The 24619-nt window shown below is 60.3% G+C and carries 20 protein-coding genes; 14 read left to right on the top strand and 6 right to left on the bottom strand.

Features of this window, described 5'->3' with window-relative positions:
- The first annotated feature begins 5 nt into the window (after positions 1-5).
- The 4 genes from P8S53_RS00980 to P8S53_RS00965 all read left to right on the top strand — a co-directional run bounded on the left by P8S53_RS00980 (position 6) and on the right by P8S53_RS00965 (position 5745).
- The gene (locus tag P8S53_RS00980) at positions 6-995 is read left to right on the top strand and encodes an ABC transporter permease (RefSeq protein ID WP_277805305.1); all 990 of its coding nucleotides are present in this window, start codon (positions 6-8) and stop codon (positions 993-995) included.
- Entirely contained in the window at positions 992-2509 is a 1518-nt protein-coding gene (locus P8S53_RS00975) for a sugar ABC transporter ATP-binding protein (RefSeq protein WP_277805304.1), read from the top strand. The genes P8S53_RS00980 and P8S53_RS00975 overlap by 4 nt, the downstream gene beginning before the upstream one ends.
- 254 nt (positions 2510-2763) lie before the next feature.
- Positions 2764-4428 carry an alpha/beta-hydrolase family protein gene (locus P8S53_RS00970; protein WP_277805303.1) on the top strand — a complete coding sequence of 555 codons (1665 nt, stop codon included), beginning with the start codon at positions 2764-2766 and terminating at the stop codon, positions 4426-4428.
- Positions 4429-4590: 162 nt separating this feature from the next.
- Positions 4591-5745: a DUF418 domain-containing protein gene (locus tag P8S53_RS00965; RefSeq protein ID WP_277805302.1), complete on the top strand. Its 1155-nt coding sequence runs from the start codon at positions 4591-4593 to the stop codon at positions 5743-5745.
- A 22-nt stretch (positions 5746-5767) separates the two neighbouring features.
- On the opposite strand, the gene P8S53_RS00960 is transcribed toward P8S53_RS00965, so the two are convergent.
- Positions 5768-6214 carry a YaiI/YqxD family protein gene (locus tag P8S53_RS00960; protein ID WP_277805301.1) on the bottom strand — a complete coding sequence of 149 codons (447 nt, stop codon included), beginning with the start codon at positions 6212-6214 and terminating at the stop codon, positions 5768-5770.
- Between the two features lie 139 nt (positions 6215-6353).
- Here P8S53_RS00960 and P8S53_RS00955 point away from each other — a divergent pair, with 139 nt between their 5' ends.
- Complete coding sequence (locus tag P8S53_RS00955; protein WP_277805300.1) at positions 6354-7010, top strand: dienelactone hydrolase family protein; 657 nt, start codon at positions 6354-6356, stop codon at positions 7008-7010.
- A 2-nt stretch (positions 7011-7012) separates the two neighbouring features.
- Here the strand turns inward: P8S53_RS00955 and P8S53_RS00950 are convergent, their stop codons facing one another.
- Positions 7013-7585 (bottom strand): TetR/AcrR family transcriptional regulator, encoded by a 573-nt coding sequence (locus P8S53_RS00950; protein WP_277805299.1) that lies wholly within the window; start codon positions 7583-7585, stop codon positions 7013-7015.
- 93 nt (positions 7586-7678) lie between these two features.
- Here P8S53_RS00950 and P8S53_RS00945 point away from each other — a divergent pair, with 93 nt between their 5' ends.
- The 9 genes from P8S53_RS00945 (at position 7679) to tig (ending at position 19823) form a co-directional block, all read left to right on the top strand.
- Positions 7679-8776 carry an efflux RND transporter periplasmic adaptor subunit gene (locus P8S53_RS00945; RefSeq protein WP_277805298.1) on the top strand — a complete coding sequence of 366 codons (1098 nt, stop codon included), beginning with the start codon at positions 7679-7681 and terminating at the stop codon, positions 8774-8776.
- On the top strand, positions 8773-11844 hold the full coding sequence (locus P8S53_RS00940; RefSeq protein ID WP_277805297.1) for an efflux RND transporter permease subunit: 3072 nt from the start codon (positions 8773-8775) through the stop codon (positions 11842-11844). The genes P8S53_RS00945 and P8S53_RS00940 overlap by 4 nt, the downstream gene beginning before the upstream one ends.
- 220 nt (positions 11845-12064) lie before the next feature.
- Positions 12065-13660 (top strand): ABC transporter substrate-binding protein, encoded by a 1596-nt coding sequence (locus tag P8S53_RS00935; RefSeq protein WP_277805296.1) that lies wholly within the window; start codon positions 12065-12067, stop codon positions 13658-13660.
- Between the two features lie 95 nt (positions 13661-13755).
- Positions 13756-14742, top strand: coding sequence for an ABC transporter permease (locus P8S53_RS00930; RefSeq protein ID WP_277805295.1), 987 nt, complete (start codon positions 13756-13758; stop codon positions 14740-14742).
- Positions 14743-14755: 13 nt separating this feature from the next.
- The gene (locus P8S53_RS00925) at positions 14756-15697 is read left to right on the top strand and encodes an ABC transporter permease (RefSeq protein WP_277805294.1); all 942 of its coding nucleotides are present in this window, start codon (positions 14756-14758) and stop codon (positions 15695-15697) included.
- The gene (locus tag P8S53_RS00920) at positions 15697-16716 is read left to right on the top strand and encodes an ABC transporter ATP-binding protein (protein ID WP_277805293.1); all 1020 of its coding nucleotides are present in this window, start codon (positions 15697-15699) and stop codon (positions 16714-16716) included. Before P8S53_RS00925 ends, P8S53_RS00920 begins: the two co-directional genes overlap by 1 nt.
- Positions 16709-17710, top strand: a complete 1002-nt coding sequence (locus P8S53_RS00915; protein WP_277805292.1) for an ABC transporter ATP-binding protein — start codon at positions 16709-16711, stop codon at positions 17708-17710. The genes P8S53_RS00920 and P8S53_RS00915 overlap by 8 nt, the downstream gene beginning before the upstream one ends.
- A gap of 124 nt (positions 17711-17834) precedes the next feature.
- The gene (locus P8S53_RS00910; RefSeq protein ID WP_277805291.1) at positions 17835-18335 is read left to right on the top strand and encodes a MarR family winged helix-turn-helix transcriptional regulator; all 501 of its coding nucleotides are present in this window, start codon (positions 17835-17837) and stop codon (positions 18333-18335) included.
- 153 nt (positions 18336-18488) lie between these two features.
- Entirely contained in the window at positions 18489-19823 is a 1335-nt protein-coding gene (gene tig, locus P8S53_RS00905; RefSeq protein ID WP_277805290.1) for a trigger factor, read from the top strand.
- A gap of 133 nt (positions 19824-19956) precedes the next feature.
- Here tig and P8S53_RS00900 read toward each other — a convergent pair whose 3' ends face one another.
- The 4 genes from P8S53_RS00900 to P8S53_RS00885 all read right to left on the bottom strand — a co-directional run bounded on the left by P8S53_RS00900 (position 19957) and on the right by P8S53_RS00885 (position 24546).
- Positions 19957-20373 (bottom strand): hypothetical protein, encoded by a 417-nt coding sequence (locus tag P8S53_RS00900; RefSeq protein WP_277805289.1) that lies wholly within the window; start codon positions 20371-20373, stop codon positions 19957-19959.
- A gap of 114 nt (positions 20374-20487) precedes the next feature.
- A complete protein-coding gene (locus tag P8S53_RS00895; protein WP_277805288.1) occupies positions 20488-21354 on the bottom strand; it encodes a 50S ribosomal protein L11 methyltransferase in 867 nt (288 codons plus the stop codon).
- A 271-nt stretch (positions 21355-21625) separates the two neighbouring features.
- Positions 21626-22276 carry a peptide-methionine (S)-S-oxide reductase MsrA gene (msrA, locus tag P8S53_RS00890; protein WP_277805287.1) on the bottom strand — a complete coding sequence of 217 codons (651 nt, stop codon included), beginning with the start codon at positions 22274-22276 and terminating at the stop codon, positions 21626-21628.
- Positions 22277-22338: 62 nt separating this feature from the next.
- Positions 22339-24546, bottom strand: a complete 2208-nt coding sequence (locus P8S53_RS00885; protein ID WP_277805286.1) for a primosomal protein N' — start codon at positions 24544-24546, stop codon at positions 22339-22341.
- Between the last annotated feature and the right edge of the window lie 73 nt (positions 24547-24619).

Below are 24619 nucleotides of genomic sequence, written 5' to 3'. Positions count from 1 at the left end.
CCGTGATGTCAAACCTAACTGATTTCAACCCCGTGCGCTGGTTGATGCGCAACCCGATCTGGGGCTTTGTGCTGATCGTGTTCATCTTCTTCAGCCTGGTTTCGGACCATTTCTTCGACTACCGCAATTTCCAGAATATTCTGGTGCAGACATCAACCATCGGGCTGATCGCGCTGGGCATGACGCTGGTTATGATCAACGGCAATATCGACCTGTCGGTGGGGGCCATTCTGGCGCTTGCGGCGGCCTTCGCGGTGGATGTGCAAAGCTGGGCCATGTTTGCCACATGGGGCAACTGGCAAATCCTGCCTGCGGTCTGCCTTGCGCTGCTGGTGGGCATTGTGCTGGGCGCGTTGAATGGCTTTATCGTGTGGAAAACCGGCGTTGATGCCTTCATCGTTACGTTGGGGGCAATGCTGGGCATTCGCGGTCTGGTCTTTGTCTATACGGGCGAGCAGTCCTTCTATGCGATGAATTTCGCCTATTCCGATTTCAGCGCACTGTCAGTCGGGCCGTTGCCGGTGCTGGCGATAATATTCCTGCTATGTTCGCTGGCGGTTCATTGGGTTTTGTCGCGGACAGCCCATGGGCGCAATACCTATGCCGTGGGCGGCAACCGCGAAGCGGCGGTGAATGCAGGCATTCGTGTCGGGCCGCATATGATGGTCAATTTCATGATCATCGGTTTCCTTGCGGCGCTGTCGGGTGTGCTTTTGTCCACGCAGATGGGCGCGGCCACGCCCAATCTGGGCCGCGATTACGAATTATGGGTGATCACGGCTGTGGTTTTGGGCGGCACGAAACTGACAGGGGGCAAGGGCGATATTATCGGCACATTCGGCGGGGTGCTGGCCATTGGCATTTTGCGCAACGGCATGAACCTGATGCAGGTGCCTGCCTTCTACGTTTATGTCATCCTTGGCAGCATCCTGATTGCCGTTCTGTTTCTGGACAAACGTTTCAACCGCACAGCGGACGGGGGGCTACGCCTATGACGGACACACCACAACAACCGGCGCTGCGCCTACAGGGCATCGTCAAGACATTTCCCGGCGTCCGCGCGCTTGATGGTGTCGATTTCGAGGTGATGCCCGGCGAGGTTCACGCCCTTCTGGGCGAAAACGGCGCTGGCAAATCCACATTGATGAAAGTGCTGGCGGGCATGTATCAACCCGACGAAGGGCAGATCATGATCGCCGAACGCCCGGTGCGCATGACCACCCCGATAGAGGCCAAGGCACAGGGCGTTGTGCTGATTCATCAGGAACTTAGCCTTGTTCCGGAAATGTCGGCGGCAGAGAATATCTATCTTGGGGAATTGCCGCTGAAGTCACTGGGTCGCGTGGACTGGACGACCTTGTTCGACCGCTCGAATGCTATTCTGAAGCGCCTGAACTGCAACTTCAGGGGGGAAGTGACGGTCGCAAACCTGTCGATTGCTAATCAGCAGATGGTGGAAATCGCCCGCGCGCTGACTGTGGATGCCCGCGTTGTGGTGTTTGACGAGCCAACCGCGTCACTGACCGATTCAGAAAAGGTGGTGTTGTTCGACATCATCAATGACCTGAAGGCGCGCGGTGTGGGTGTTGTCTATATCTCGCACCGGATGGATGAAATATTCACCCTGTCCGACCGCATTACCGTCCTGCGCGATGGCGCGTATCGCGGCACCCTGACCACCGCCGACACGAATGAAGACGAAGTGACCCGCCTGATGATTGGCCGAAGCCTTGATTTGTCGCGCGATGTCAAACCACCCAAACTGGGCGACACGGTGCTGGAAGTGCGCGGGTTAAGCTGCGCGCCCTTGTTCGAGAACGTCAGCTTCGCTGTGCGCGCGGGCGAGGTGTTGGGCTTTTACGGGCTTGTGGGCGCGGGCCGGACGGAAATTGCGGAAACGCTGTTCGGCCTGCGCAGTCCGGATAGTGGCGAAATTCTGGTGGATGGCGCGCCGGTGCAGATCATCTCGCCGCAAAGCGCGCTTGGTCTGGGCATTTCCCTGGTGCCAGAGAACCGCAAGGAACAAGGGCTTGTGCTGCAAATGAGTTGCCGCGACAACATAACCTTGCCGCAGGTTCAGAATTTGACATCAGGGCCTTTCGTGTCGTCCGCGGCTGAAATGGCAATCTACGAGCAGTATCGCGAAAAGCTGGAAATCAAATCACCAAGCTGGCGCCAGACCGTTGGCGTGCTGTCAGGTGGCAACCAGCAAAAGATCGTCATCGGAAAATGGCTGTCCATGAAGCCGCGCGTTCTGATTGTGGATGAACCCACACGCGGCATTGATGTCGGGTCCAAATCCGAGATTCACAATCTGTTGCGCGAACTGGCGGCCCAAGGCTATGCGGTTATCGTCATCAGTTCGGAAATGCCCGAAGTGCTGCGTGTCTCGGACCGGATTGTGGCCATGTATCACGGGCGCATCATGCGCGAATTCAGCGCCGATGACGTGACCGAGGATTCGCTGGTGCAAGCAATTTCGGGCATCCGCGCAGAGAATGCAGCCTGACATGCTTGGCATATCGTGAACGCCACCCGGCTTGTTGTGCGCACGCGCAGGCCCTATAAAAGGACAAATACCAACAACGATACTTAGGGGTGTTTCATTCTGTCCGAAGGCGTATTTGTCCTGAAAGCGGTTGTCGCAGCCGTCAAGTTCCATATTTTTGCACGCTGCTGGCGTGCGGTATTTTCAAACCATGCCTGTTCGCGTCGGGCGCGCATCCTGATTTGCGTGCCATTGCCTGCGGTTGCGGTCCGCGCATGAAGGTTGTCTTGCAAACCATGCGCTACGTCGTGGCGTGGCTGCCTTATGCCAGCCTGCCTGCGCTGATACTGGGCACATTGTTCTTCATGGTGTCCCTGACCCCAAGTCTGGTGCCGCGCGATACCATGGTGCAGGCCGTGCTAAGCGGGGTCAGTCTGGCGGCGGGGCATGCCATCGGGCTGATGCTGTCGGCGCTGTGGCACAGGTTGGAATTCCCGCCCCTGCCGCTTCGTGCCCGCAGGGGTATTCGTGCAGTTGTGGTGTTTATCTGTGTGCTGGCGGCTGCGGGGGCGTTGTGGCAGGCATCGGAATGGCAAAACGGGTTGCGGGCATTGATGGAAATGCCGCCCGTCGACACTGTGCGCCCTTTCACGATTGCTGCGGGGGCGGTGGCGGTGTTTTTGCTGCTGGTCTGGTTCGTGCGGTTTGCATCGCTTGTGGTGCGCAAACTGTCGGGCGCGCTGTCGCGTGTGCTGCCCGGCCCGCAGGCGCTTCTGGTGTCCATCACGCTGACGGCATTGCTGTTTTGGAACATTGGCAACGGTGTGCTGGTGCGCGGGGCGCTGACTGCGGTTGACCGTGTCTATGCCGGGCTTGATGGCGTGTTTGAGGAGGCAAGCCCCCGCCCCGAAGACCCGCGCAAAACCGGCGCGCCCGGATCGCTGCTGGATTGGGAAGAACTGGGCCGGACGGGCCGCGCGATGATTGCCGCAGGGCCGGACCAGGCCCGGATCGAGGCCGCAACCGGCACCCCTGCGCTGGAACCGCTGCGCGTGTATGTCGGGCTGAATGCCGCCCCTGACCCTGCGGCGCGTGCGGCCCTTGCGCTGGCCGAACTTCAGCGCATCGACGCGTTTTCGCGCAGCACGCTGGTCATTGCCACGCCCACGGGGACCGGAACTGTCAATTCATCCGGCCAGCAGGCGCTGGAATATATTCTGCATGGTGATGTCGCCACAGTGTCGGTGCAATATTCCTATGTGGCAAGCTGGCTTGCCCTGCTAAGTGACCCCGAATACGGGGTCGAGACCGCGCGTGCCGTTTTCGCCGAAGTGTATGGATATTGGCGCACATTGCCCCCCGATGCGCGCCCTGCCCTGTATCTGAACGGGCTTAGCCTTGGGGCGCTGAATTCGGAACTAAGCCACGATCTGCATCAGGTTGTGGGCGACCCGTTCGATGGCGCGCTTTGGGTGGGCGCGCCCTTCAACAGCCCCACATGGTCCGAGGTGACGCGCAACCGCAATCCCGACACACCTGCCTGGCTGCCGACATATCGCGACGGAAGTGCCGTGCGTTTCATGAACCAGACAGGGCTTGCCCCGACCGGCACAGCACCCTGGGGCAGTTTCCGCATTCTGTATTTGCAGCACGCCAGCGACGCCGTTACGTTTTTTGACCCGCGCGCCGCATGGCGCCGCCCCGACTGGATGTCCGGCCCGCGCGGGCCGGATGTTTCGGCGGATCTGCGTTGGTTGCCGGTCGTGTCATTCCTGCAGCTTGGGGTGGATATCATGACCGCCGTGAAGCCCCCGCGCGGCTATGGCCACAGGTATTCATTCGAAAGCTATGCCAAAGCATGGGCGATGCTGCTTGACCGGCCTGACTGGACCCTTGGGGCGATTGAAGACCTTGTAAATCATGTAAATCCACCGGATTAAGCGCTGCGCCACACCGCGCGGGCGACACGGCTGTTTCATGCCCGATTGGCATAAACATGCCCATTCGGGCTGTGTCGCGGGCCGGTAGCTGGTTTTCAGCGGCCGCCCGTATAGATTGTGCGCCCTGTGCAATGAAGGTTGCTTGTGAAAGGAAACGGACACATGGCCCGGTCGGAACGCCAGCGAAACACCCGCATTGACGCCGTTCGCGCGGTGGCGCTGGGTGTCGTCATCATCATGAATATGATGACCTTCTCGGGGCTTGCCTATCTTAGCCCGGATGCGCGTGCCGAAATGCTGGGGACAGTGGATCGCGCTGTCTGGGGCTTTCTGGATATGTTTTTCGAAGGCAAGGCGCTGGCCGCTTTTTCCTTTATGTTCGGGCTGAGTTTCAGCATGATCTTGCAACGCGCAGGCCCCACAGCTGAAGCGGCGGCCCCGAAAATCATGCGCCGGTTCATGGTGCTGGGCGCAATCGGGGCGTTCAATGCTGTTTTCCTGTTCTGGGCCGATATTCTGATGACCTATGCCGCGCTGGGCCTGTTGCTGCCGCTGGCGGCGCGGCTGTCGCAGCGGGTGACCTTCGCGCTGGGCATAGGGCTGGTTCTGGCAGGACCAATCGCGCTGGCCCTAAGCGGGGTTGGTCCGCCTGTGCCTGTGCCCGAAGGCCATGATGAAAGTCTGCGCGCCTTTGCATCGCAAAATTATACTGACGCCATCAGCCAGAACCTGAACATGGTGACGGGGGCCGCAGATACAGCGGGTGGTATGCTGCTGCTGCGCCTGTTCATGTTGTCGGGGCTTTTCCTGTTGGGGCTGGCGGTGGGCAAAAGCGCCTTGATGTCGCAGCTTGCCGAACTGCGCGGCCATATGTTTCGGTTGGGCGCGCTGTCCCTGTGTCTGGGGATGGCGGCAGGGGGTGCGTTGCATATGATCGACACGCCGCAGGGGTTCTGGTTCGTGCTGTATCTGGAAACACCGCTGATGGCGCTGGGGTATCTGATGTTGCTGACGGCCGCATTGCATGGCCCGCATATGCAATGGGTTCACACCCTGCTGGCGCCCTTGGGCAGGATGAGTCTGACAGGGTATCTTGGGTCTTCGGCCTTGGGGCAGTTGCTGTTTTATGGCTGGGGGTTCCAGTTGATTGGCCAGACGGGCACGCTGGCCGTGCTGGCGCTGGCAATCGGGGTCGTCATTGTGCTGGCAGGCTTTGCGCATCTGTGGTTCAGGCATTTTGTCTATGGGCCGTGGGAATGGCTGTGGCGCAGCCTGACAACCCTTCGGCGCCAGCCGATACTGGGGCGCGTGGCCTAAGCGGCCACGGCAACAGGACTGCTCAGCGGTTGGCGCGGCGCACGGCTTGTTCCAGCGCGTCCAGAAAACGCGATCTGTCCGCCTTGGTGAAGCCCCGCCCCTTGCCCTGCAAATAGGGATCGGATGCGCGCAGATCAGCCATCAGGTCGCGGGTGGCCAGAACATTGCCGATATTTGCGGCACTCAGAACCTCGCCGTTATGTTTCAGAACCTGCGCGCCTGCTTCGATGCATTTTGCGGCCAGTGGAATGTCGCCGGTGATGACAATATCGCCCGCGCCCGCCTGTTCGGCGATCCATTTGTCGGCTTCGTCCGGGCCTTCGGCAACGATTACATTCTCAATCAACGGGTTGGCTGACGGGCGTATCCCCCCGTTCGAGACGATGACCATGCGCAGTTTGTGGCGCGTGCCCACGCGTTCGACTTCGGACTTGACGGGGCAGGCATCGGCATCAACGTAAATTGTCATTGGGCTGCATCCTTTCGCGTCCGTTGTGGTCGGATTTTGGGCCTGGCCACTGCATCTGCGATTTTGGCATGATGCGCAACTGCCTTGCAATTTTTGCGACATGCTGGATCATGTCCCTAGGCAACAAAGGGGCGCGCATATGGACCACCGACTTACCGCTGATGACGGGCATGAATTCGATTGCTGGATGCACACCCCCGACGGTGCGCCGCGTGGCGGCATCGTGATCTTGCAGGAAATTTTCGGCGTGACCCAGCAGTTGAAATCGATTGCCGCGCAATATGCAGAACAGGGGTATGTTGTGGCCATACCGGCCCTGTTCGACCGCCAAAAACCCGCCACGGTTCTGGGGTTCGATCAGGGCGCTGTGGGGCGTGATCTTATGATGCAGGCGGATATTGCGGACACGTCCCGCGATATAGCCGCAGCCATTCAGGCCGTGCAGGCCATCGCGGGCAAGGTGGCGGTCATGGGGTTTTGCTGGGGCGGCGGGCTGGCAATTCATGCGGCGCAACATTTGCCGGTTGCGGGGGCGGTGGTGTTTTACGGCACCCGTTTGCCAGACTTTGCAGGCCATCCCCTGCGCGCGCCGGTTCAGGGCCATTTCGGGCGCCATGATGATCATGTGCCGATGGATATGCTGGATCAGGCACAGGCAGAATGGCCGGAACTGACGGTGCATCTGTATGACGCGGGCCATGCGTTTGCCAATGATGCCCGCCCGTCCTATGTCGCAGCGGCGGCGGAACTGGCCCATGCGCGCGCAAGTGACTTTCTGGCGCGGGTTCTGGCGTGATCCTAGCGGTCTTCGGGTGTATCGCGCGCCTGATCGGCAAGGTAGGTCTGTGCCCATTCGACAAGGTCACGCGCCGCATCGCGGTCCAGCACCGGCGTGCCCAGCAATTCAGCGCTGCGCAGCCCCTGCACTGCCATATAGGCCAGCGTTGCAAGGTTGGGGTCGGATGCATTTGATTTGATGCGTTCCAGAAAAACGGCGGAATGTTCGCGCACGGGCCTTAGCATTTCGGGGTTTTCCGCAAACGCCGCCAGCAACCCTGTCGGGGGCGGGGTGCATTGTGCGTGTTCATCCAGAAAATGTTGCAGAAAGGACTGGATGACAGCGTTCGCGCGGCCAGAACTTTGTTGCTGTTGCAACGCAATGTCCAGCCGTTCCATATGGTCGGCGACCAGCGCTTCCAGCAATCGGGCCTTGGACGGGAAATGATACAGCAACCCGCCTTTGGAAACGCCAGCGGCAGCGGCTACCGCATCCAGCGAAATATTGGCTGGCCCAAGCTGGCGCGCAAGGGTTTCGGCGGCGTTCAGAATAAGCTGTCGTGTCTGCGACGCCGATCTGGGGGATTTGGTCACTCGCTACTCCTGTGTATTCTTGACTAAACCGTCCAGACGGTATAGTTCGACCCGGAAAAATGCAATCACTTATCTGAACGGGTATAACATCCAATGCTGAAGCGCTTTATCATTGCAGCTGTGCTGCTTGTCCTGCTGGGTGGTGGCCTGATCGGATTTAACCTGTTTCGGGATCAGATGATTGCACAGTTTCTGGCGAATCGTCCTGTGCAGGCGTTGCCTGTCGAAACGATTGACGTGCAGACAACGACCTGGGCACCGGTCCTGAACGCGATTGGCACTGTCAATGCAGCACAAGGTGTCGAACTGACGGTCGAGGCCGCAGGCATCGTGCGCGAGATCGGGTTCGAGTCGAATTCCGAAGTGGCACATGGCGATATTCTGCTGCGCCTTGACGATGAAGTGCAGCGCGCCGATCTGACCGCCGCGCAAAGCCAGCTTGCGCTGGAACGGCTGAACCTTGACCGCGCCCTTGAACTGCAAAGCCGTGGTGTCACGGCCAATGTGCAACTGGATCAGGCGCGCGCCGCGTTCGATGTGGCGACAGCGCAAGTGGCCCGCGCCGAAGCAGTGATTTCGCAACGCAGGCTTGTAGCCCCGTTTGGTGGCGTTATTGGCCTGCCGCGCATTGATGCGGGCCAGCATATCGCGCCGGGCACAATCGTGGCGACATTGCAGGAACTGGACCAGATGCGCGTCGATTTCAGCCTGCCGGAACAGGCCTTGCCTGCGCTGTCCATCGGGCAGATGATTGATGTGCGCGTGCAGGGGGATGACCGCCGTTTCAGTGGCGAAATCCGCGGCATAGACCCGCGTGTAGACCCGAATTCGCGCATGGTGTCGCTGCGTGCCACCGTGGAAAACCCCGACCGCGCCCTGACACCGGGGCAATTCGCGCGTGTCGAAATCCGGCTGCCGGAAGAAGACAATATTATTGCCTTGCCGCAAAATGCGGTTGTCACCAGCCTGTATGGCGATTTTGCCTATGTCGTGCATCCGTCAGATGATGACGCGGACCAGTTGGTGGTGCGCCAGACATTTGTGACGACAGGGCGGCGCAGCAATGGTCTGGTCGAAATTGCCGACGGTATTGCCGATGGTGACCGCGTTGTCAGTTCCGGCCAGAACCGGTTGTCCAACCGTGCGCCTGTGACACTTTCGGACACGACAACCCCACAGGTGGCGCAATGAATATTTCCGCCCCGTTCATCAAACGCCCCGTCGGGTCCACCGTTCTGGGGTTGATGATTGTCCTGCTGGGCCTGATGGGTGCATTCGGGTTGCAAACCCGCCAATACCCGCAGGTGGATGAAACCGTCATTACAGTGACGACAATCTACCCCGGTGCATCGGCGGAATTGATTCAGGGCTTTGTCACCGCGCCGATTTCTGCCGCTGTCGCATCGGCCGAAGGGGTGGATTACATCACCAGCCAGTCACGGCCATCGGCGTCGGTTGTGACGGTGAACATGGCATTGGGGCAAGACCCCGACATTGCCCTGACCGAAGTTATGTCCAAGGTGCAGGAGGTCCGCTCACGCCTGCCATCGGACGCGCAAGACCCCAATATTGTCAAAGGCACGGGCCAGACATTCGCAACCATGTATCTGGCCGTTCAGAACCCCGCCATGAGTGCCGAGCAGGTCACCGAATATATAGAACGCGTGATCGTCCCGCGCATGTCCACCATCGAAGGGGTGGCTGAATCGCAGGTGATGGGGGCTGCGAATTACGCAATGCGGGTCTGGATTGACCCTGTGCGCCTTGCCGGTCAGGGCCTGACGGCGGCCGAAGTTGCGCAGGCCATCAATGCCGCCAATTTTCTGGCCGCACCGGGGCGCACCCGCAATGAACTTGTAAGCTATGCGATTGACATCGATTCCACGCTGCAAACGCCCGAAACCTTTGGCCAGTTGCCGCTGTCGGGGTCTGGCAATGATGTCGTGCGGCTAAGTGATGTGGCGCGCGTGGAACTGGCGGCGGCCAGCACCGACATGGTGGTGTCATTCGACGGGCAGCCCGGCACGTTTATTGGTGTGTTCCCGAACCCTGCGGCCAACCCGCTGGATGTGGCAGCGGCGGTGATGGCGGAACTGCCCGCCATTCAGGCCAGCCTGCCCGATGGCATGACCATGGAAATGATGTATGACGCAACCGAACAGATTTCGGCGTCCATCAACGAAGTGCTGGTCACGATTGTTCTGGCGACTGCGATTGTCGCGCTGATTATCTTGCTGTTTCTGGGGTCGGTGCGGTCGGTGTCCATCCCGCTGGTGGCGATCCCGCTGTCGCTGGTGGGTGTGTTGTTCATGCTGTTTGTGGCGGGGTATTCGATAAACCTGCTGACATTGCTGGCCATGGTTCTGGCCATCGGGCTGGTGGTGGATGATGCCATCATCGTGGTGGAAAACGTGCAGCGCCATATCGAGAACGGGCAAACCCCGTTGCAGGCGGCTTTCACATCTATGCGCGAATTGTCCGTGGCCATCATTTCGATGATGATGACGCTGATTGCGGTGTTTGTGCCGCTGTTTTTCATCGGCGGGCTGACGGGCGCGCTGTTTCGTGAATTTGCCGTGGCGCTGGCGGGTGCGGTGTTCATATCGGGTGTGGTCGCGCTGACCATATCGCCCATGATGGCGGCGCGTGTGCTGCGCGCGGGCGGCGGTGGCAACAGGTTTCAGGCAATGCTGGACCGTGGCTTTGGCCGTCTGGAAATATGGTATGCACGCCGCCTGACATCGACATTGCGGTTCACGCCGGTGACGATGTTGATTGTGGTTGTGCTGACAGGTGTGACGGGGTTTTTGTTCACCAAAACATCAAGCGAACTGGCCCCCGAAGAAGATATCGGCGCGCTGTTTTCGTTTGTGAACGCGCCATCCTATGCAACCATCGACTATACCAGCCATTATATCGCGGATATGGCCGCGCGCACGTCTGACCTGCCGGAATTGCGGGCGAATTTTTCAATCGTGGGCTTTGGTGGCGCGACCAATAGCGGCATTATGCTTTGGGCCTTCGATGACTGGGCCGACAGGGACCGCAGCCAGGCCGAAATCCAGCAGGATTTGCAGGCGCGTCTGGCCCCGATTGCAGGGGTGCAGGCCTTCGTCTTTGCGCCCCCCAGTCTGCCGGGTGCGGGCGGTGGTTTGCCGATTTCGCTGGTCGTTCAGTCCACAGGCGACCCGTCCGAAGTCTATGAAATGTCCGAGCGTATCAAGCAAGCGGCAGAGGCATCGGGGCGTTTTCTGGTGGTGCAGAATTCCATGTCCTTTGACACCATGCAGGTTGTGGTGTCGATTGACCGTGACCGCGCCGCTGCGCTGAACATTCCCGCCAACCAGATCGGGTCTGCCCTTGGCCTGCTGGTGGGCGACGGGGCCATCGCGCAGTTTGACCGCGATTCCAAAAGCTATGACATCATCATGCAGGTGCCGCAGGAATACCGCGACAACCCCGAACGGCTGGGCGAATTCCATATCCGGTCCATGTCGGGTGAAATGGTGCCCCTGTCGGCTGTGACAGACATCAGCACCGCCGTGGCACCCCAGTCGATTGAACAGTTCAACCAGTTGAATTCCGCAACCCTGACCGCCATGCCGATGATCGGCACATCCACGGGCGACGGGCTGGCCGCGCTGGAAGATATTGCGCGCGCCGAACTGGCAGACGGGTTCTTTCTGGATTACGCAGGCCAGTCGCGGCTGGAGCAGTCCGAAGGCAACACCATCGTGCTTGCCTTCGCGCTGGCGATTGTCGTGATTTATCTGGTGCTGGCCGCACAGTTTGAAAGCCTGCGTGATCCGTTCATCGTGCTGATGTCGGTGCCTTTGTCCATTTTCGGGGTGATTGTGCCGCTGAATCTGGGGTTGGGGACGCTGAATATCTATACACAGGTCGGGCTTATCACACTGATCGGGTTGATCACCAAACACGGCATTTTGCTGGTGGAATTCGCCAACCAGTTGCGCCGCGACAAGGGGCATGACCGCGCGGGCGCGATCATCACATCGGCGCGGTTGCGCCTGCGCCCGATCCTGATGACAACGGCGGCAACAGCGCTTGGCGTTGTGCCGCTGATGGTGGCCAGCGGGGCCGGGGCTGCGGCGCGGTTTTCGATGGGTCTGGTGATTTTTTCGGGCATTACCATCGGCACGCTGTTCACGCTGTTTGTGGTGCCGGCCTTCTATATCCTGATTTCACGCAAGACCCTTGTGGCGCAGGTTCAGGATTTGTCGCAACAGCCAGCACAATGACGCCGCGCCATCGGCGGGCCGTCCCGCGGCCTGCCGATTTCGCCTGCGTAGTGCAATGATCCGGCATGTATGAAAATTAATCGCCCTGACCTTGGGGAAGTGGTGCAAAACGGAAAAGGTGAATTGACTCTTTGGTCAATTTTATCCAGCCTTCCGACAGTCCCCGACACGGTGTGCAAATCACCGAAACGGGATGTCACCACATGACAGGGAGATTTTGATGTCGATAAAACTCAACCAGACGGGGGTTCGCGCGCGTCTTATGCTGGGGGCCGCTGCACTTACGCTGGCCGTTGCCGGTGCGGCCAATGCCGAAACACTGCGCTGGGCGCGCGTTGGCGATGCGCTGACGCTGGACCCGCACAGCCAGAACGAAGGCCCGACCCATACGCTGAACCACCATATCTATGAAACGCTGGTCGGTCGCGCGGTTGATGGTAGCCTGACCCCGCGCCTTGCCACCGAATGGGGCATCAGCGAAGAAGATGACACAATCTGGGTGTTCCAGATCCGCGAAGGTGTCACCTTCCATGACGGCACGCCCATGACCGCAGAAGATGTCGTCTTCTCGCTTGACCGCGCGCGCACGCCGCCATCGGGCATGGCCGCCTTGCATGCCGCAGTGGAAGAAGTGACTGCCGTGGATGACACCACAGTGCATGTGCGTCTGTCCGGTCCGGCGCCCCTGTATGTGCAGAACCTGACCAACACCTTCATCATGTCCAAGGCATGGGCCGAAGAAAACAGCATCGAGGTTGCGCCCAATTTCGCGGCGGGCGAAGAAGCGCATTCCGTGCGCAACACCAACGGCACCGGCCCCTATATGCTGGTCGAACGTGACCCCGAAGTGCGCACCGTGCTACAGGTTTTTGACGGGCACTGGGATGATGCACCAGAAGTGACCGAAATTATCTATACCCCGATTTCCGAAGCCGCGACCCGCGTTGCGGCCCTGCTGTCGGGCGAAGTTGACGTGGTGCAGGATGTTCCGGTGCAAGACATTGCGCGGCTGGAGCAGACAGACGGCATCAAGGTTGTGCGCGGGCCGGAAAACCGCAACATCTTTTTCAGCTATGACATGACATCGGACCGTCTGGCCACATCAGATGCCGAAGACAACCCCTTCGCCAAGCCCGAAGTGCGCGAAGCGATGGCCCTGTCGCTGGACCGCAACGCCATTCGTCAGGTGGTGATGCGCGGTGAATCGCAGCCATCAGCCGCGCCCTTGCCGCCGTTTGTGAATGGCTGGACCGAAGAACTGGATGCGTTCGGTGAACCCGATTACGCGCGTGCGGCAGAACTGGTGGCCGAAGCGGGCTATCCCAACGGGTTTACCGTTGACCTGAACTGCCCCAATGACCGCTACCTGAACGACGAAGCGATCTGTCAGGCATTGGTGGGGATGCTGGCGCGCGCCAATATCCGCGTCAATCTGGTGTCGCAGACACGTTCGCTGCACTTCCCGCTGATCGAGAACTGGGATACCGATTTCTACATGCTGGGTTGGGGTGTGCCGACCTTCGACAGCCAGTATGTGTTCGATTTCCTTGTGCACACGCGCGAAGGGTCTTACGGCTCCTTCAATGGCACGCGCTATTCGAACCCCGAACTGGATGCCAAGATCCAGTCGCTGGCAACCATGACCGATCTGGAAGCGCGCGATGCCGTGATCGCCGAAATCTGGGAAGAAGTGATGGAAGAACGCATCTTCCTGAACGTGCATAACCAGATGCTGGCCTATGCCATGCGTGACGGGATCACGCTGGACGTGCATCCTGAAAACCAGCCGCGCATGACAACGGTGACATTCGACTAAGCACGGCTTGACCTTGGCGCCCGCGTGATTTACCGCACGCGGGCGCCTTTTTAAGTCAGCAAAGCTGACCTTTGATCCGGTTGGAGGGTTCTGCCATGCTTGCTTTCATCCTGCGACGGGTGCTGCAATCTGTTATCGTCATGCTGACCGTGGCACTGGTGGCGTTTTCGCTGTTTCGTTTCGTGGGTGACCCGATCGTGTCGATGCTGGGTCAGGAAGCAACCCTGGCCGAACGCGCGGCGCTGCGCGATGCGCTGGGGCTGAACGATCCATTTGTGGTGCAGTTCTTCAGTTTCGTGACCCGCGCTATTTCCGGCGATTTCGGCATTTCCTACCGGCTTCAGCAACCTGTCATGGAACTGATCCTGTCGCGCCTGCCTGCCACGCTGGAACTGGCGCTGGTGTCGGGGATTGCGGCGTTTATCTTTGGGGTGGGGTTCGGGGTTTACACGGCGCTGCGCCGTGGCGGCTGGCTGTCCAGTTCCATCATGACCGTGTCGCTGATCGGGGTGTCGCTGCCGACATTTCTGATTGGTGTTTTGCTGATCTGGGTCTTCGCGGTCGAACTGCAATGGTTGCCGTCCTTTGGCCGCGGCGAGGTGGTGGACCTTGACGGCTGGTGGCGCACAGGCTTTCTGACCGAAAGCGGGCGCATGTCGCTGATCCTGCCCGCCATTACGCTGGGCCTGTATCAGATGACGCTGATCATGCGTCTGGTGCGCGCCGAAATGCTGGAAGTGCTGCGCGCCGATTACATCAAATTCGCCCGTGCGCGGGGGCTGTCAAACCGTGCGGTGAATTTCGGCCACGCACTGAAAAACACGCTGGTTCCGGTGATCACCATCACGGGTTTGCAGCTTGGGTCCATCATCGCGTTTTCAATCATCACGGAAACCGTGTTCCAGTGGCCCGGTGTGGGGGCGCTGTTTATCAATTCGGTGCGGTTTGTCGACGTTCCGGTGATGGCCGCATATCTGATGCTGATCGCGCTGGTTTTTGTCGTGATCAACCTGATTGTCGATTTGCTCTATTATCTGGTTGACCCCCGCCTGCGGCTGGACCGCAGCGCGGCAGGTCACTGAAAGGACCATGCCCATGACCGAGTTACACAAACCGCGCCCCACCGGCCGATTTGGTCGCGCATGGGACAGCGATATTGCCTATTCCTTCCGCCAGTCGCCTGTTGCTGTGGTTGCGGCAGTGGTGTCGCTGATCCTTATCCTTGGGGCCGTATTTGCACCGCTGATTGCACCCTATGATCCGTTCAACCCCGCATCGCTGAACCTGATGGACGGGTTTACCCCGCCGATGGAACCCAATGCATTCACCGGCAATGTCTATTGGCTGGGCACCGACAATCAGGGCCGTGATGTGTTTTCGACCATTCTGTATGGCGCGCGGATTTCGCTGTTTGTGGGGTTTGCGGCGGTGCTGTTTGCGATGACGCTTGGCATAACGCTGGGGCTGATTGCGGGCTATCGCGGGGGCTGGGTGGACAGCCTGCTGATGCGCGTGGCCGATGTGCAGCTGACCTTCCCGTCCATTCTGCTGGCGCTTCTGATTTTCGGTGTGGCGCGGGGGTTCATTCCCCCTGCCTACCGCGAGGCGATGGCCATCTGGGTGCTGATTGTGGCGATTGGCCTGTCGGAATGGGTGCAATATGCCCGCGTTGTGCGCGGGGCCACGATGGTGGAAAAAAACAAGGAATATGTGCAGGCCGCGCGTGTGATTGGCGCACATCCTGTGAAAATCCTGCTGCGCCATATCCTGCCCAATGTGATGGGGCCTGTGCTGGTGATTGCGACCATCGGTCTGGCGCTGGCCATCATTGCCGAAGCGACGCTGTCCTTCCTTGGGGTGGGTGTGCCGCCCACGCAGCCCAGCCTTGGCACGTTGATCCGCATTGGCCAGCAATATCTGTTTTCCGGCGAATGGTGGATATTGCTGTTCCCGTCAATCACGCTTCTGGCGCTGGCACTGTCTGTCAATCTGCTGGGCGACTGGCTGCGTGACGCCCTGAACCCGAGGTTGCGCTGATGTCTGCCCCGATTGAAACAACGACTGAAAAAGCACCGCTGCTGTCGGTGCGCGACCTGATCGTGGAATTCCCCACGCGGCGCGGCACGCTGCGCGCGCTGGACCGTGTGTCCTTCGACATTGCCGAGGGCGAGGTTCTGGGCATGGTGGGCGAATCCGGTGCCGGAAAATCGCTGACAGGGGCTGCCATCATTGGCCTGCTGGAACCGCCGGGGCGCATTGCGGGCGGTGAAATCTGGCTGCGCGGGCAACGGATCGACAACCTGCCGCGCGAGAAAATGCGCCGCATTCGCGGGCGGCGTATCGGCATGGTGTTTCAGGACCCGCTGACCAGTCTGAACCCGCTATACACGGTCGCCCAACAGCTTATTGAAACCATCCGCACGCATATGGATGTGTCGGACGGGGAGGCCCGCAAGCGCGCCGTGGCATTGCTGGACCGTGTTGGCATTCCGGCGGCGGCGCGGCGCATTGATGATTACCCGCATCATTTTTCGGGCGGTATGCGCCAGCGCGTTGTGATTGCCCTTGCGCTATGCGCGGAACCCGAACTGGTGCTTGCGGATGAACCGACCACCGCACTGGATGTGTCGGTGCAGGCGCAGATTATTGATGTCCTGAAAGAAATCTGCGCGGAACGCGGCGCGTCTGTCATGCTGATCACGCATGATATGGGGGTGATTGCCGAAACCGCCGACCGTGTGGCGGTTCTCTATGCAGGGCGCGTGGCCGAAATCGGGCCTGTGCGCGATGTTATTCAGGCGGCTGAACACCCTTATACGGCGGGCCTGATGGGGTCCATTCCGACCCTGACCCAGACCGCAGCGCGCCTGACGCAAATTCCCGGTTCCATGCCGCGGCTGAATGCCATCCCGCAGGGCTGTGCGTTCAACCCGCGCTGTCCGAAAGTGTTTGACCGCTGCCGGACCGACCGACCGGAATTGATAGACCGCGACAACGGGCGGCATGTTTCGTGCTGGCTGTATGATTCCGCAACGCAACAGGTGGCCCATGACTGACACCCCTTTGCTACAGGTTTCGGGCCTGACCCGCTATTTCGATGTGTCCAAACCATGGTTGAACCGCGTTCTGGAACGCGAGGAAAAGCAGTTCCTGACCGCCGCCGCCGATGTGGATTTCGAAATCAAGCGGGGCGAGACATTTGCCCTTGTGGGTGAATCCGGTTCGGGCAAATCGACGATTGCCAAAATGATCGTGGGGCTGGTGGACCCGTCGCGCGGGCGTATCCTGTTTGACGGGCAGGAAATGCGATTCGCGCAGGGGGCTGCCATGCGCCAGCTGCGTCGCCGCTTCCAGATGATTTTTCAGGACCCGTTTGCCAGTCTGAATCCGCGCTGGCGTGTGGGGGCCATCATTGCCGAACCCATCCGCACCTTCGGGATTGCCAGCGGTGCGGACATTAACCGCGAGGTCGGGCGCCTGCTGGAAGTGGTGGGCCTGTCCGCAACTGACGCCGAGAAATTCCCGCATGAATTTTCCGGCGGCCAGCGCCAGCGTATCGCCATCGCCCGCGCGCTGTCGTCGAAGCCCGAATTCATCGTGTGTGATGAACCCACATCCGCGCTGGATGTGTCGGTGCAGGCGCAGATTCTGAACCTGATGCGCGATTTGCAGGATGAATTCGGCCTGACCTATTTGCTGATAAGTCATGATCTTAGCGTGGTGCGGCACATGGCCAACCGCATCGGCGTGCTGTATCTGGGCCGGCTGGTCGAGGAAGCGGATGCAAAGCGCCTGTTCACCGAACCGCAACACCCCTATACGCGTATGCTGCTGGATGCGGTGCCCGACCTTGCCTTGTCGGGGCGGCGGCGCAAGCCGGTGACGGGCGAGATTCCGAACCCGATTACCCCGCCTTCGGGCTGCACATTCCATCCACGTTGTCCGCTGGTGGTTGATATCTGCAAACAACAAGTGCCAGCGGTCCGCACAACACCAACCGGCCGCGCCGCGTGCCATTTGCTGGAAGAAAGCGCGCTGTCATCCAGTTGACGGGCAATCGGCGGCAAGGCTGTCCGGACGGATTGACCTTGCGCGTGCGGGATTGTTAACTTAGTCAATTATCCGGCGCGCGGTTTTGGGTGCCACCATGTCCGGTATCAAGCAGGGGGGCATCATGCCCGATGGTTCCAAATCCAGTGATGATGCGTCAGCCGACAGCATGGCCGTAACGGACACGTTCCTGCGCCGTTATATCGGCTACCGGATGAAACGCGCCTATGTGCATATTCACAATAATGCGCAAGCCGCGATCGAAGGGTTCGGCATGCGGATTACAACATCATCCGCATTGCATGTCGTTGTTGAAAACCCCGACCTTAGCCAAAGCCAGCTATGCCTTGCGCTGAATATAGAACGTTCGCGCGCGGTGCTGCTGGTTGATGAGCTGGAAAAGCTTGGGCTTGTCAAACGCAACAAGGTGCCACAGGACCGCCGGTCCTATGCGCTGCGGGCGACACCGGCGGGCGAGGCGTTGTTTGAAAAAATTGCGGCGCGTCTGGCGCAGCATGAAGATGCCTTGCTGGCAGGGCTAAGTTCTGACGAAAAGACACAGCTTGCCGTTTTGCTGGACAAGATCGAACGCAGCGCGGTTTCTGCGCGCAATGCCGGTGCCTGACACCAAATTCTGTGCCGGTTTTTGCCGCCTTGCTGCCCTGCCCTGAATGACTTGTCCAGAATCAGGCTTGATCCTGCGCGCGCAGCCCCTTACACAGGCCGAAATTCCCCAGGCCGCCGTTCAGGCGGCCTGTCACCTTATGTGAGGACGCCCATGCAAGTTACCGAAACCCTGAACGACGGCCTGAAGCGCGGTTATACCATTACTGTGACCGCAGCCGAGCTTGAAGCGAAGGTCAATGAAAAGCTGGTCGAGGCACAGCCCGAAGTCGAGATGAAGGGCTTTCGCAAGGGCAAGGTGCCAATGGCGTTGCTGAAAAAGCAGTTTGGTCAGCGTTTGTTGGGCGAAGCGATGCAAGACGCCGTTGATGGCGCGATGAACAAGCATTTTGAAGACAGCGGCGACCGCCCCGCGATGCAGCCCGACGTCAAAATGACAAATGACGACTGGAAAGAAGGCGACGATGTCGTGGTGACGCTGAACTATGAAGCGCTGCCCACGATTGAAGCCCCCGACATGTCGGGCATTTCGCTGGAAAAGCCTGTGGTCAAGGCAGATGATGCCGCCGTGGACGAAGCCCTGCAAAATCTGGCGAAATCGGCACAGAAATTCGATGACAAGGACGGCGCTGCGGAAGATGGCGATCAGGTCACCATGGATTTCTTGGGCAAGATTGATGGCGAACCCTTTGATGGTGGCGCGGCCGAAGATTTCCCGCTGGTTCTGGGGTCGGGCCAGTTTATTCCCGGTTTCGAAGAACAGCTTGCTGGCGTGAAAGCCGGTGACGAAAAATCCGTGACGGTCAGCTTCCCCGAAGAATACGGCGCGGAACATCTGGCTGGCAAGGAAGCGGTGTTTGATTGCACCATCAAGGCAGTCAAAGCCCCCGCCGAAGCCACCATTGATGACGCGTTGGCAAAACAGTTCGGCGCCGATGATCTGGCCGCCCTGAAGGCCCAGATCGTAGAGCGTCTGGAAGCGGAATACGGGCAGGCATCACGCGCAATTCTGAAGCGCGGGTTGCTGGATGCGCTGGATACGGCGGTCACATTCGATCTGCCCCCGTCGCTGGTTGAAGCGGAAAGCAAGCAGATCGCGCATCAGCTGTGGCATGACAGCCAGACCGATGTTGACCAGAACGACCACAGCCATGGCGACATCGAAACCACCGAAGAAAGCAACAAGCTGGCCGTGCGCCGCGTGAAGCTGGGGCTGCTGCTGGCCGATATCGGTCAGAAAGCGGAAGTCGAAGTCAGCGATCAGGAAATGACGCAGGCCGTCATTGCGCAGGCCCGCCAGTATCCCGGTCAGGAACGCCAGTTTTTCGAGTTCATCCAGAAGAACCCGCAGATGCAGCAACAACTGCGCGCGCCTATCTTTGAAGACAAGGTTGTCGACCACATTCTTGGTCAGATCACCGTGTCCGAAAAAGAGGTCAGCAAGGACGAGTTGCAAAAGGCAATCGAAGATCTGGAGAATGAAGTCTGATTATCCAGACGTCATTGACGCAATATCTTTGATTAAACAGGGCGGCCCAACGGGCCGCCCTGTTGCTGTCTTGGGTGACTGCCACCTTGTGCTGATCGGGCTGTCGTGGTTCGGGGCATAATGCCAGCGCAATTCAGTTCTGATCTTGCAAGGACAGGGGCACTGTCTGGCGGGTATCAGTCACAATGCGCCCATGCCCGCCTGCGTGATGTTCGCGGGTGCCTGCATTGATATAGGGCCGCAGGAATGCTGAAATCTGCGTGCTGATCGGGTCGGGCATCAGCAGGGTATGGCCGATGTGAGTGTCGGGAAGGTCACGAATGACAGGCGCGACCATCAGGCGATACGATCTTGCGTCATGAATGGCCATCGTTACGCTTTTGGCGAATATCAAAGTGACTGCCAGCACAACTGTATAGCTGGCGACCCCCAACATGAAACGCACGCGCATACGGCGACGGCCTGCCCTGATCTTGGGGTCATTGCGCAAATGGGTCCTGATGACGTCAGAGCGCCGTTTTCTGAAATCATCGTGCTGTTCCACGCTCATGCCGCTATCCCTGAACTTTCGCCGCCATTCTGACCTGTAGTGATAACCGATGCGTAAACGGTCAATCCGGCGAAAGTGGGGCAGGTTCAGGGTGAAATCTTGAGCGCGTCCTGGTTACCTGATCAGTGTCAGCGTGGCCCAGTCACCAATATCTTCGCGGTGGTGCAGGGAAAATCCTGCGTCCACATAGGCTTGCAGAACCTTGTCGGCCTGCTCGACCAGCAGCCCCGACAGAATGGCGTGCCCGCCCGCCGCTGTCAGCTTGCCCATGTCGGGGGCCAGATCAATCAGCGGGGCCATCAGTATATTCGCAAAGACCAGATCGAAAGGCGCGCGGGCTTGCAGGTCGGGGTGGTCGAACCCTGTTGCTTCCACGCAATGCACGCGGGTTTGCAGATCATTTGCAGCGATATTGGCCAGTGCGACTTCTACAGCGATTTCGTCAATATCGCTGGCCAGCACCGGGTCGGGCCAGATTTTGGCGGCCCCCATGGCCAGAACTGCCGTGCCGCAGCCGATATCCACCACGGATTTGCCGCGAAACCCGTCATTGTCCAGCCGGTCCAGCGCGCGCAAACACCCCAGCGTGGTGCCGTGATGGCCGGTCCCGAACGCCATGGACGCTTCGATCAGCAGGCCCACGCGGCCTTCGGGCAGTTTGTCGGCATCATGGCTGCCATAGACGAAGAAGCGCCCGGCTTCTACCGGGGACAGGTCGCGGCGCACTTTGGCAACCCAGTCGATTTCCGGCAATTCGGTCACAACAAAGGGCTTCGCGCCAAAGGCTTCGGCCAGCAATGTCAGTTCAATATCGTCAGGTGTTTCAGTGAAATAACCGCCAACTTCCCACAGACCGGAGCCATCCTCCAATTCAAACACGCCCACGCCGGTGGGTTCGGGTTCCATGTTTTCCATGGCTTCGGACAGGGCATAGGCCGCATCCGATGTGTGAAGGGTGGTCAGCGCGGTGAAGGTGGGCATGGCAGGCAGCCTTTGGCTAGAGCATGTCGCGCAAAATTGGGAACCGGTTTTGCGCTTCCCGGACATGCGGTATCAATAGGTCAGAGTGGGTTGCGTGAATGCGAATGAACGCGGGCCACCCTAATGCGAATTGGCAAGGATCAGCGCCGCGATACAGGCCGCGCCCATAGCCGTCAAGCCTGTTGCGCTGCCCGCTTTGGCAGGGGCACGCCCCACCCGCCCACCCTGCGCGCCCCCGCCAAAGCGGGCAGCGCAACAGGGGGCCAGTCCGTCAGCCGGGCAGGCCAATCGGGCAGGTCACGCCAGTGCCGCCGATCCCGCAATAACCTTGCGGGTTTTTGTGTAGATATTGCTGGTGGTAATCTTCGGCATAATAGAATGCGGGTGCGTCCAGTATTTCGGTCGTGATGGCCCCGTGCCCTGCCTGTGCCAGTCGCGCGCCATAGCTGTCGCGGCTGGCTGTGGCAGCGGCTTTCTGCGCGTCTGTGTGGCAATAGATGCCGGAGCGGTATTGCGTGCCGCGGTCATTGCCCTGCCGCATACCTTGGGTCGGGTCATGCCCTTCCCAGAAGCGTTGCAGCAGCGCGTCATAGCTGACGATCGCAGGGTCGAACGTGACCTGAACGACTTCGTTATGGCCGGTCTTGCCGCTGCACACTTCTTCATAGGTGGGGTTGGGGGTGAACCCGCCCGCATAGCCCACAGCGGTCAGCCACACGCCCGGAACCTGCCAGAAAATCCGCTCAACCCCCCAGAAACACCCCATGCCGAACAGGGCTGTTTCCATGCCGTCAGGTGCGGGGGCTTGTAGGGGGCGGTTGAACACGGCGTGCATATCGGCGGTGGGGATGGGCGCTGCGCGACCGGGCAGGGCGTCTGCGGCGCTGATCATCCGGGTTTTCTGGTCCAGAAATCCAAACATGGGCGTGATCCTTCATGTAGCTTTGGCCAATAGGTAACCTGCGCGGGGCAAACCGCAAGCGGTTACAGAAAACTTTGCGGGTCTATGTCAATCGACAGGCGCAGATCGCGGGCCAGTTTATGCGGTGCCACCCATGCGCGCAGGGCCGCTTGCAGGGGCGCGCCCTTCGGGGCCTTGACCAGCAGGCGCACGCGGTGACGCCCGCGAATACGCGCAATGGGTGCGGGCGCGGGGCCAAAGACCTGCGCGCCAATCCGCGCCAGGGGCGCGGTCTGCATGGCCAGCCGCTGGCCCAGGGCAAAGGCGTCTTCCATCTTGGTGGAGGACACGATGATGCCCGCCAGCCGCCCGTAAGGGGGCATGCCAAGGGCAAAGCGGGCCTCGGCTTCGGTGCGCCAGAAGGTTTCTTCATCGCCTGACAGAATGGCGCGGATCACGGGGTGGTCCGGCTGGCTGGTCTGCACCAGTGCAAGCCCTGCCTTTTCTGCACGCCCTGCACGCCCTGCCACCTGTCGCACCAGCTGGAACACCCGTTCCGCCGCGCGCAGATCCGACCCTGACAGGCCCAGATCGGCGTCGATCACACCCACAAGTGTCAGCAGCGGGAAATTATGCCCCTTGGCGACAATCTGCGTGCCGATGATTATGTCTGCCGCACCGTTGGCAATGGCGGCGATGTGTTCTTTCAGCGCGCGGGCGGACCCGAACAGGTCCGACGACAGCACCAGAACCCGCGCATCCGGCCACAGGGCGCGGGCTTCTTCTTCCAGCCGTTCGACACCGGGGCCGACAGGGGCCATGCGATCCTCGGCGCCGCAGGCGGGGCAGGCGGTGGGGATGGGGGCAGTTGCGCCGCATTGGTGGCACACAAGGCGCTTCAGGAACCGGTGTTCGACCATGCGCGCATCGCAATCGGTGCAGCCCACCTGATGGCCGCAGGCGCGGCACAGGGTCAGCGGCGCATAGCCGCGCCGGTTCAGGAACAACAGCGCCTGTTCGCCTGCCTGCACGCGCGCAGTGACCGCGCGTTGCAGGCTGAGGGAAATCCAGCGGTTTGAAGGCAATTCTTCCGCCCGCAGGTCAATCGCGCGCATATCGGGCAGGGTGTTGGGGCCGAAACGGGTGGCCAGATCAAGGCGCGCATATTTGCCCGATGCCGCGTTGGCCCAGCTTTCCAGCGATGGCGTGGCCGAGGCCAGCACCGCCTGCGCCCCGTTCAGCGATGCGCGCAGCACCGCCATGTCGCGGGCGTTATACAGCGCGCCTTCTTCCTGTTTGTAGGATGTGTCATGTTCTTCATCCACAACCACCAGCCCCAGATCGCGAAAGGGCAGGAACAGCGCGGAGCGCGCGCCAACCACCAGCTGCGCATCCCCTTGGGCGACCATGCGCCAGCAGCGGCGGCGTTCGGTCACGGTCACGCCGGAATGCCATTCTGCGGGACGCGCGCCAAAGCGCCCTTCCACCCGCGTCAGGAATTCCGATGTCAGCGCAATTTCCGGCAGCAGAACCAGTGCCTGCCGCCCGCGCGCCAGACAGGCCGCGATTGCTTCCAGATACACTTCGGTTTTGCCCGACCCTGTGACGCCCTTCAGAAGCGTCGCACCAAATTTGTCTTGCGCCATCGCATCGCGCAAATGCTGGGCCGCCTGCGCCTGATCTTCGCTAAGGGCGCTGCGGGGCAGGGCGGGGTTCAGCGCCGCATAGGGTTGGTCGCGCGGGGCGTCGCGTTCCACCAGCCCGCCGGTTTTGACCAAACCGCGCACCACCGCTGCGGACACACCCGCCACCTGTGCCAACTCGCCCGGTGTCAGGCCGGCCCCGCCAAAGCCATCCAGTGCGTCCAGCACACGTTCACGGGCGTCCGTCATGCGCGGCGGTGTTTCGGGGCCGCGAAACAACAGTTTGCGCGTGGCAGGCCCGTCGCCCAATCTTGGCACGCGTGTGGCAAGGCGCAGCATCGCGGGCAGCGGCGTCAGGGTGTAATCGGCCACACGGGTCAGGAAATCGCGCAATTCAGCGCGCAGGGGTGCGGCATCCAGCACGCGAATGACCTGCCGCAGTTTGTTGCGGGCAAATTTCCCTTCGGCTGCGCCCCAGACCACGCCCACCACGCGGCGCGGACCCAGCGGCACATCGACAAACGCGCCCAGCCAGCACCCGCCTTCGGGGGCCAGATAATCCAGCACCCCGCTGCCCACCGGTTCGGTGGTCAACACGGCGCAGGGCGTGCCTTCATCAAAGAAATCGGGGGCGGCGGTCTGGGGCATGGCGCAAATTGGGGTTCCTGCAAGCGGCAAGATAAGGTATGACCCCGCCGAACACTGGCTGCAACCCGAAGGG

The sequence above is a fragment of the Roseinatronobacter sp. S2 genome, assembly GCF_029581395.1.
Taxonomy (GTDB): domain Bacteria; phylum Pseudomonadota; class Alphaproteobacteria; order Rhodobacterales; family Rhodobacteraceae; genus Roseinatronobacter.
This window is presented reverse-complemented; position numbering and strand designations above follow the sequence as displayed.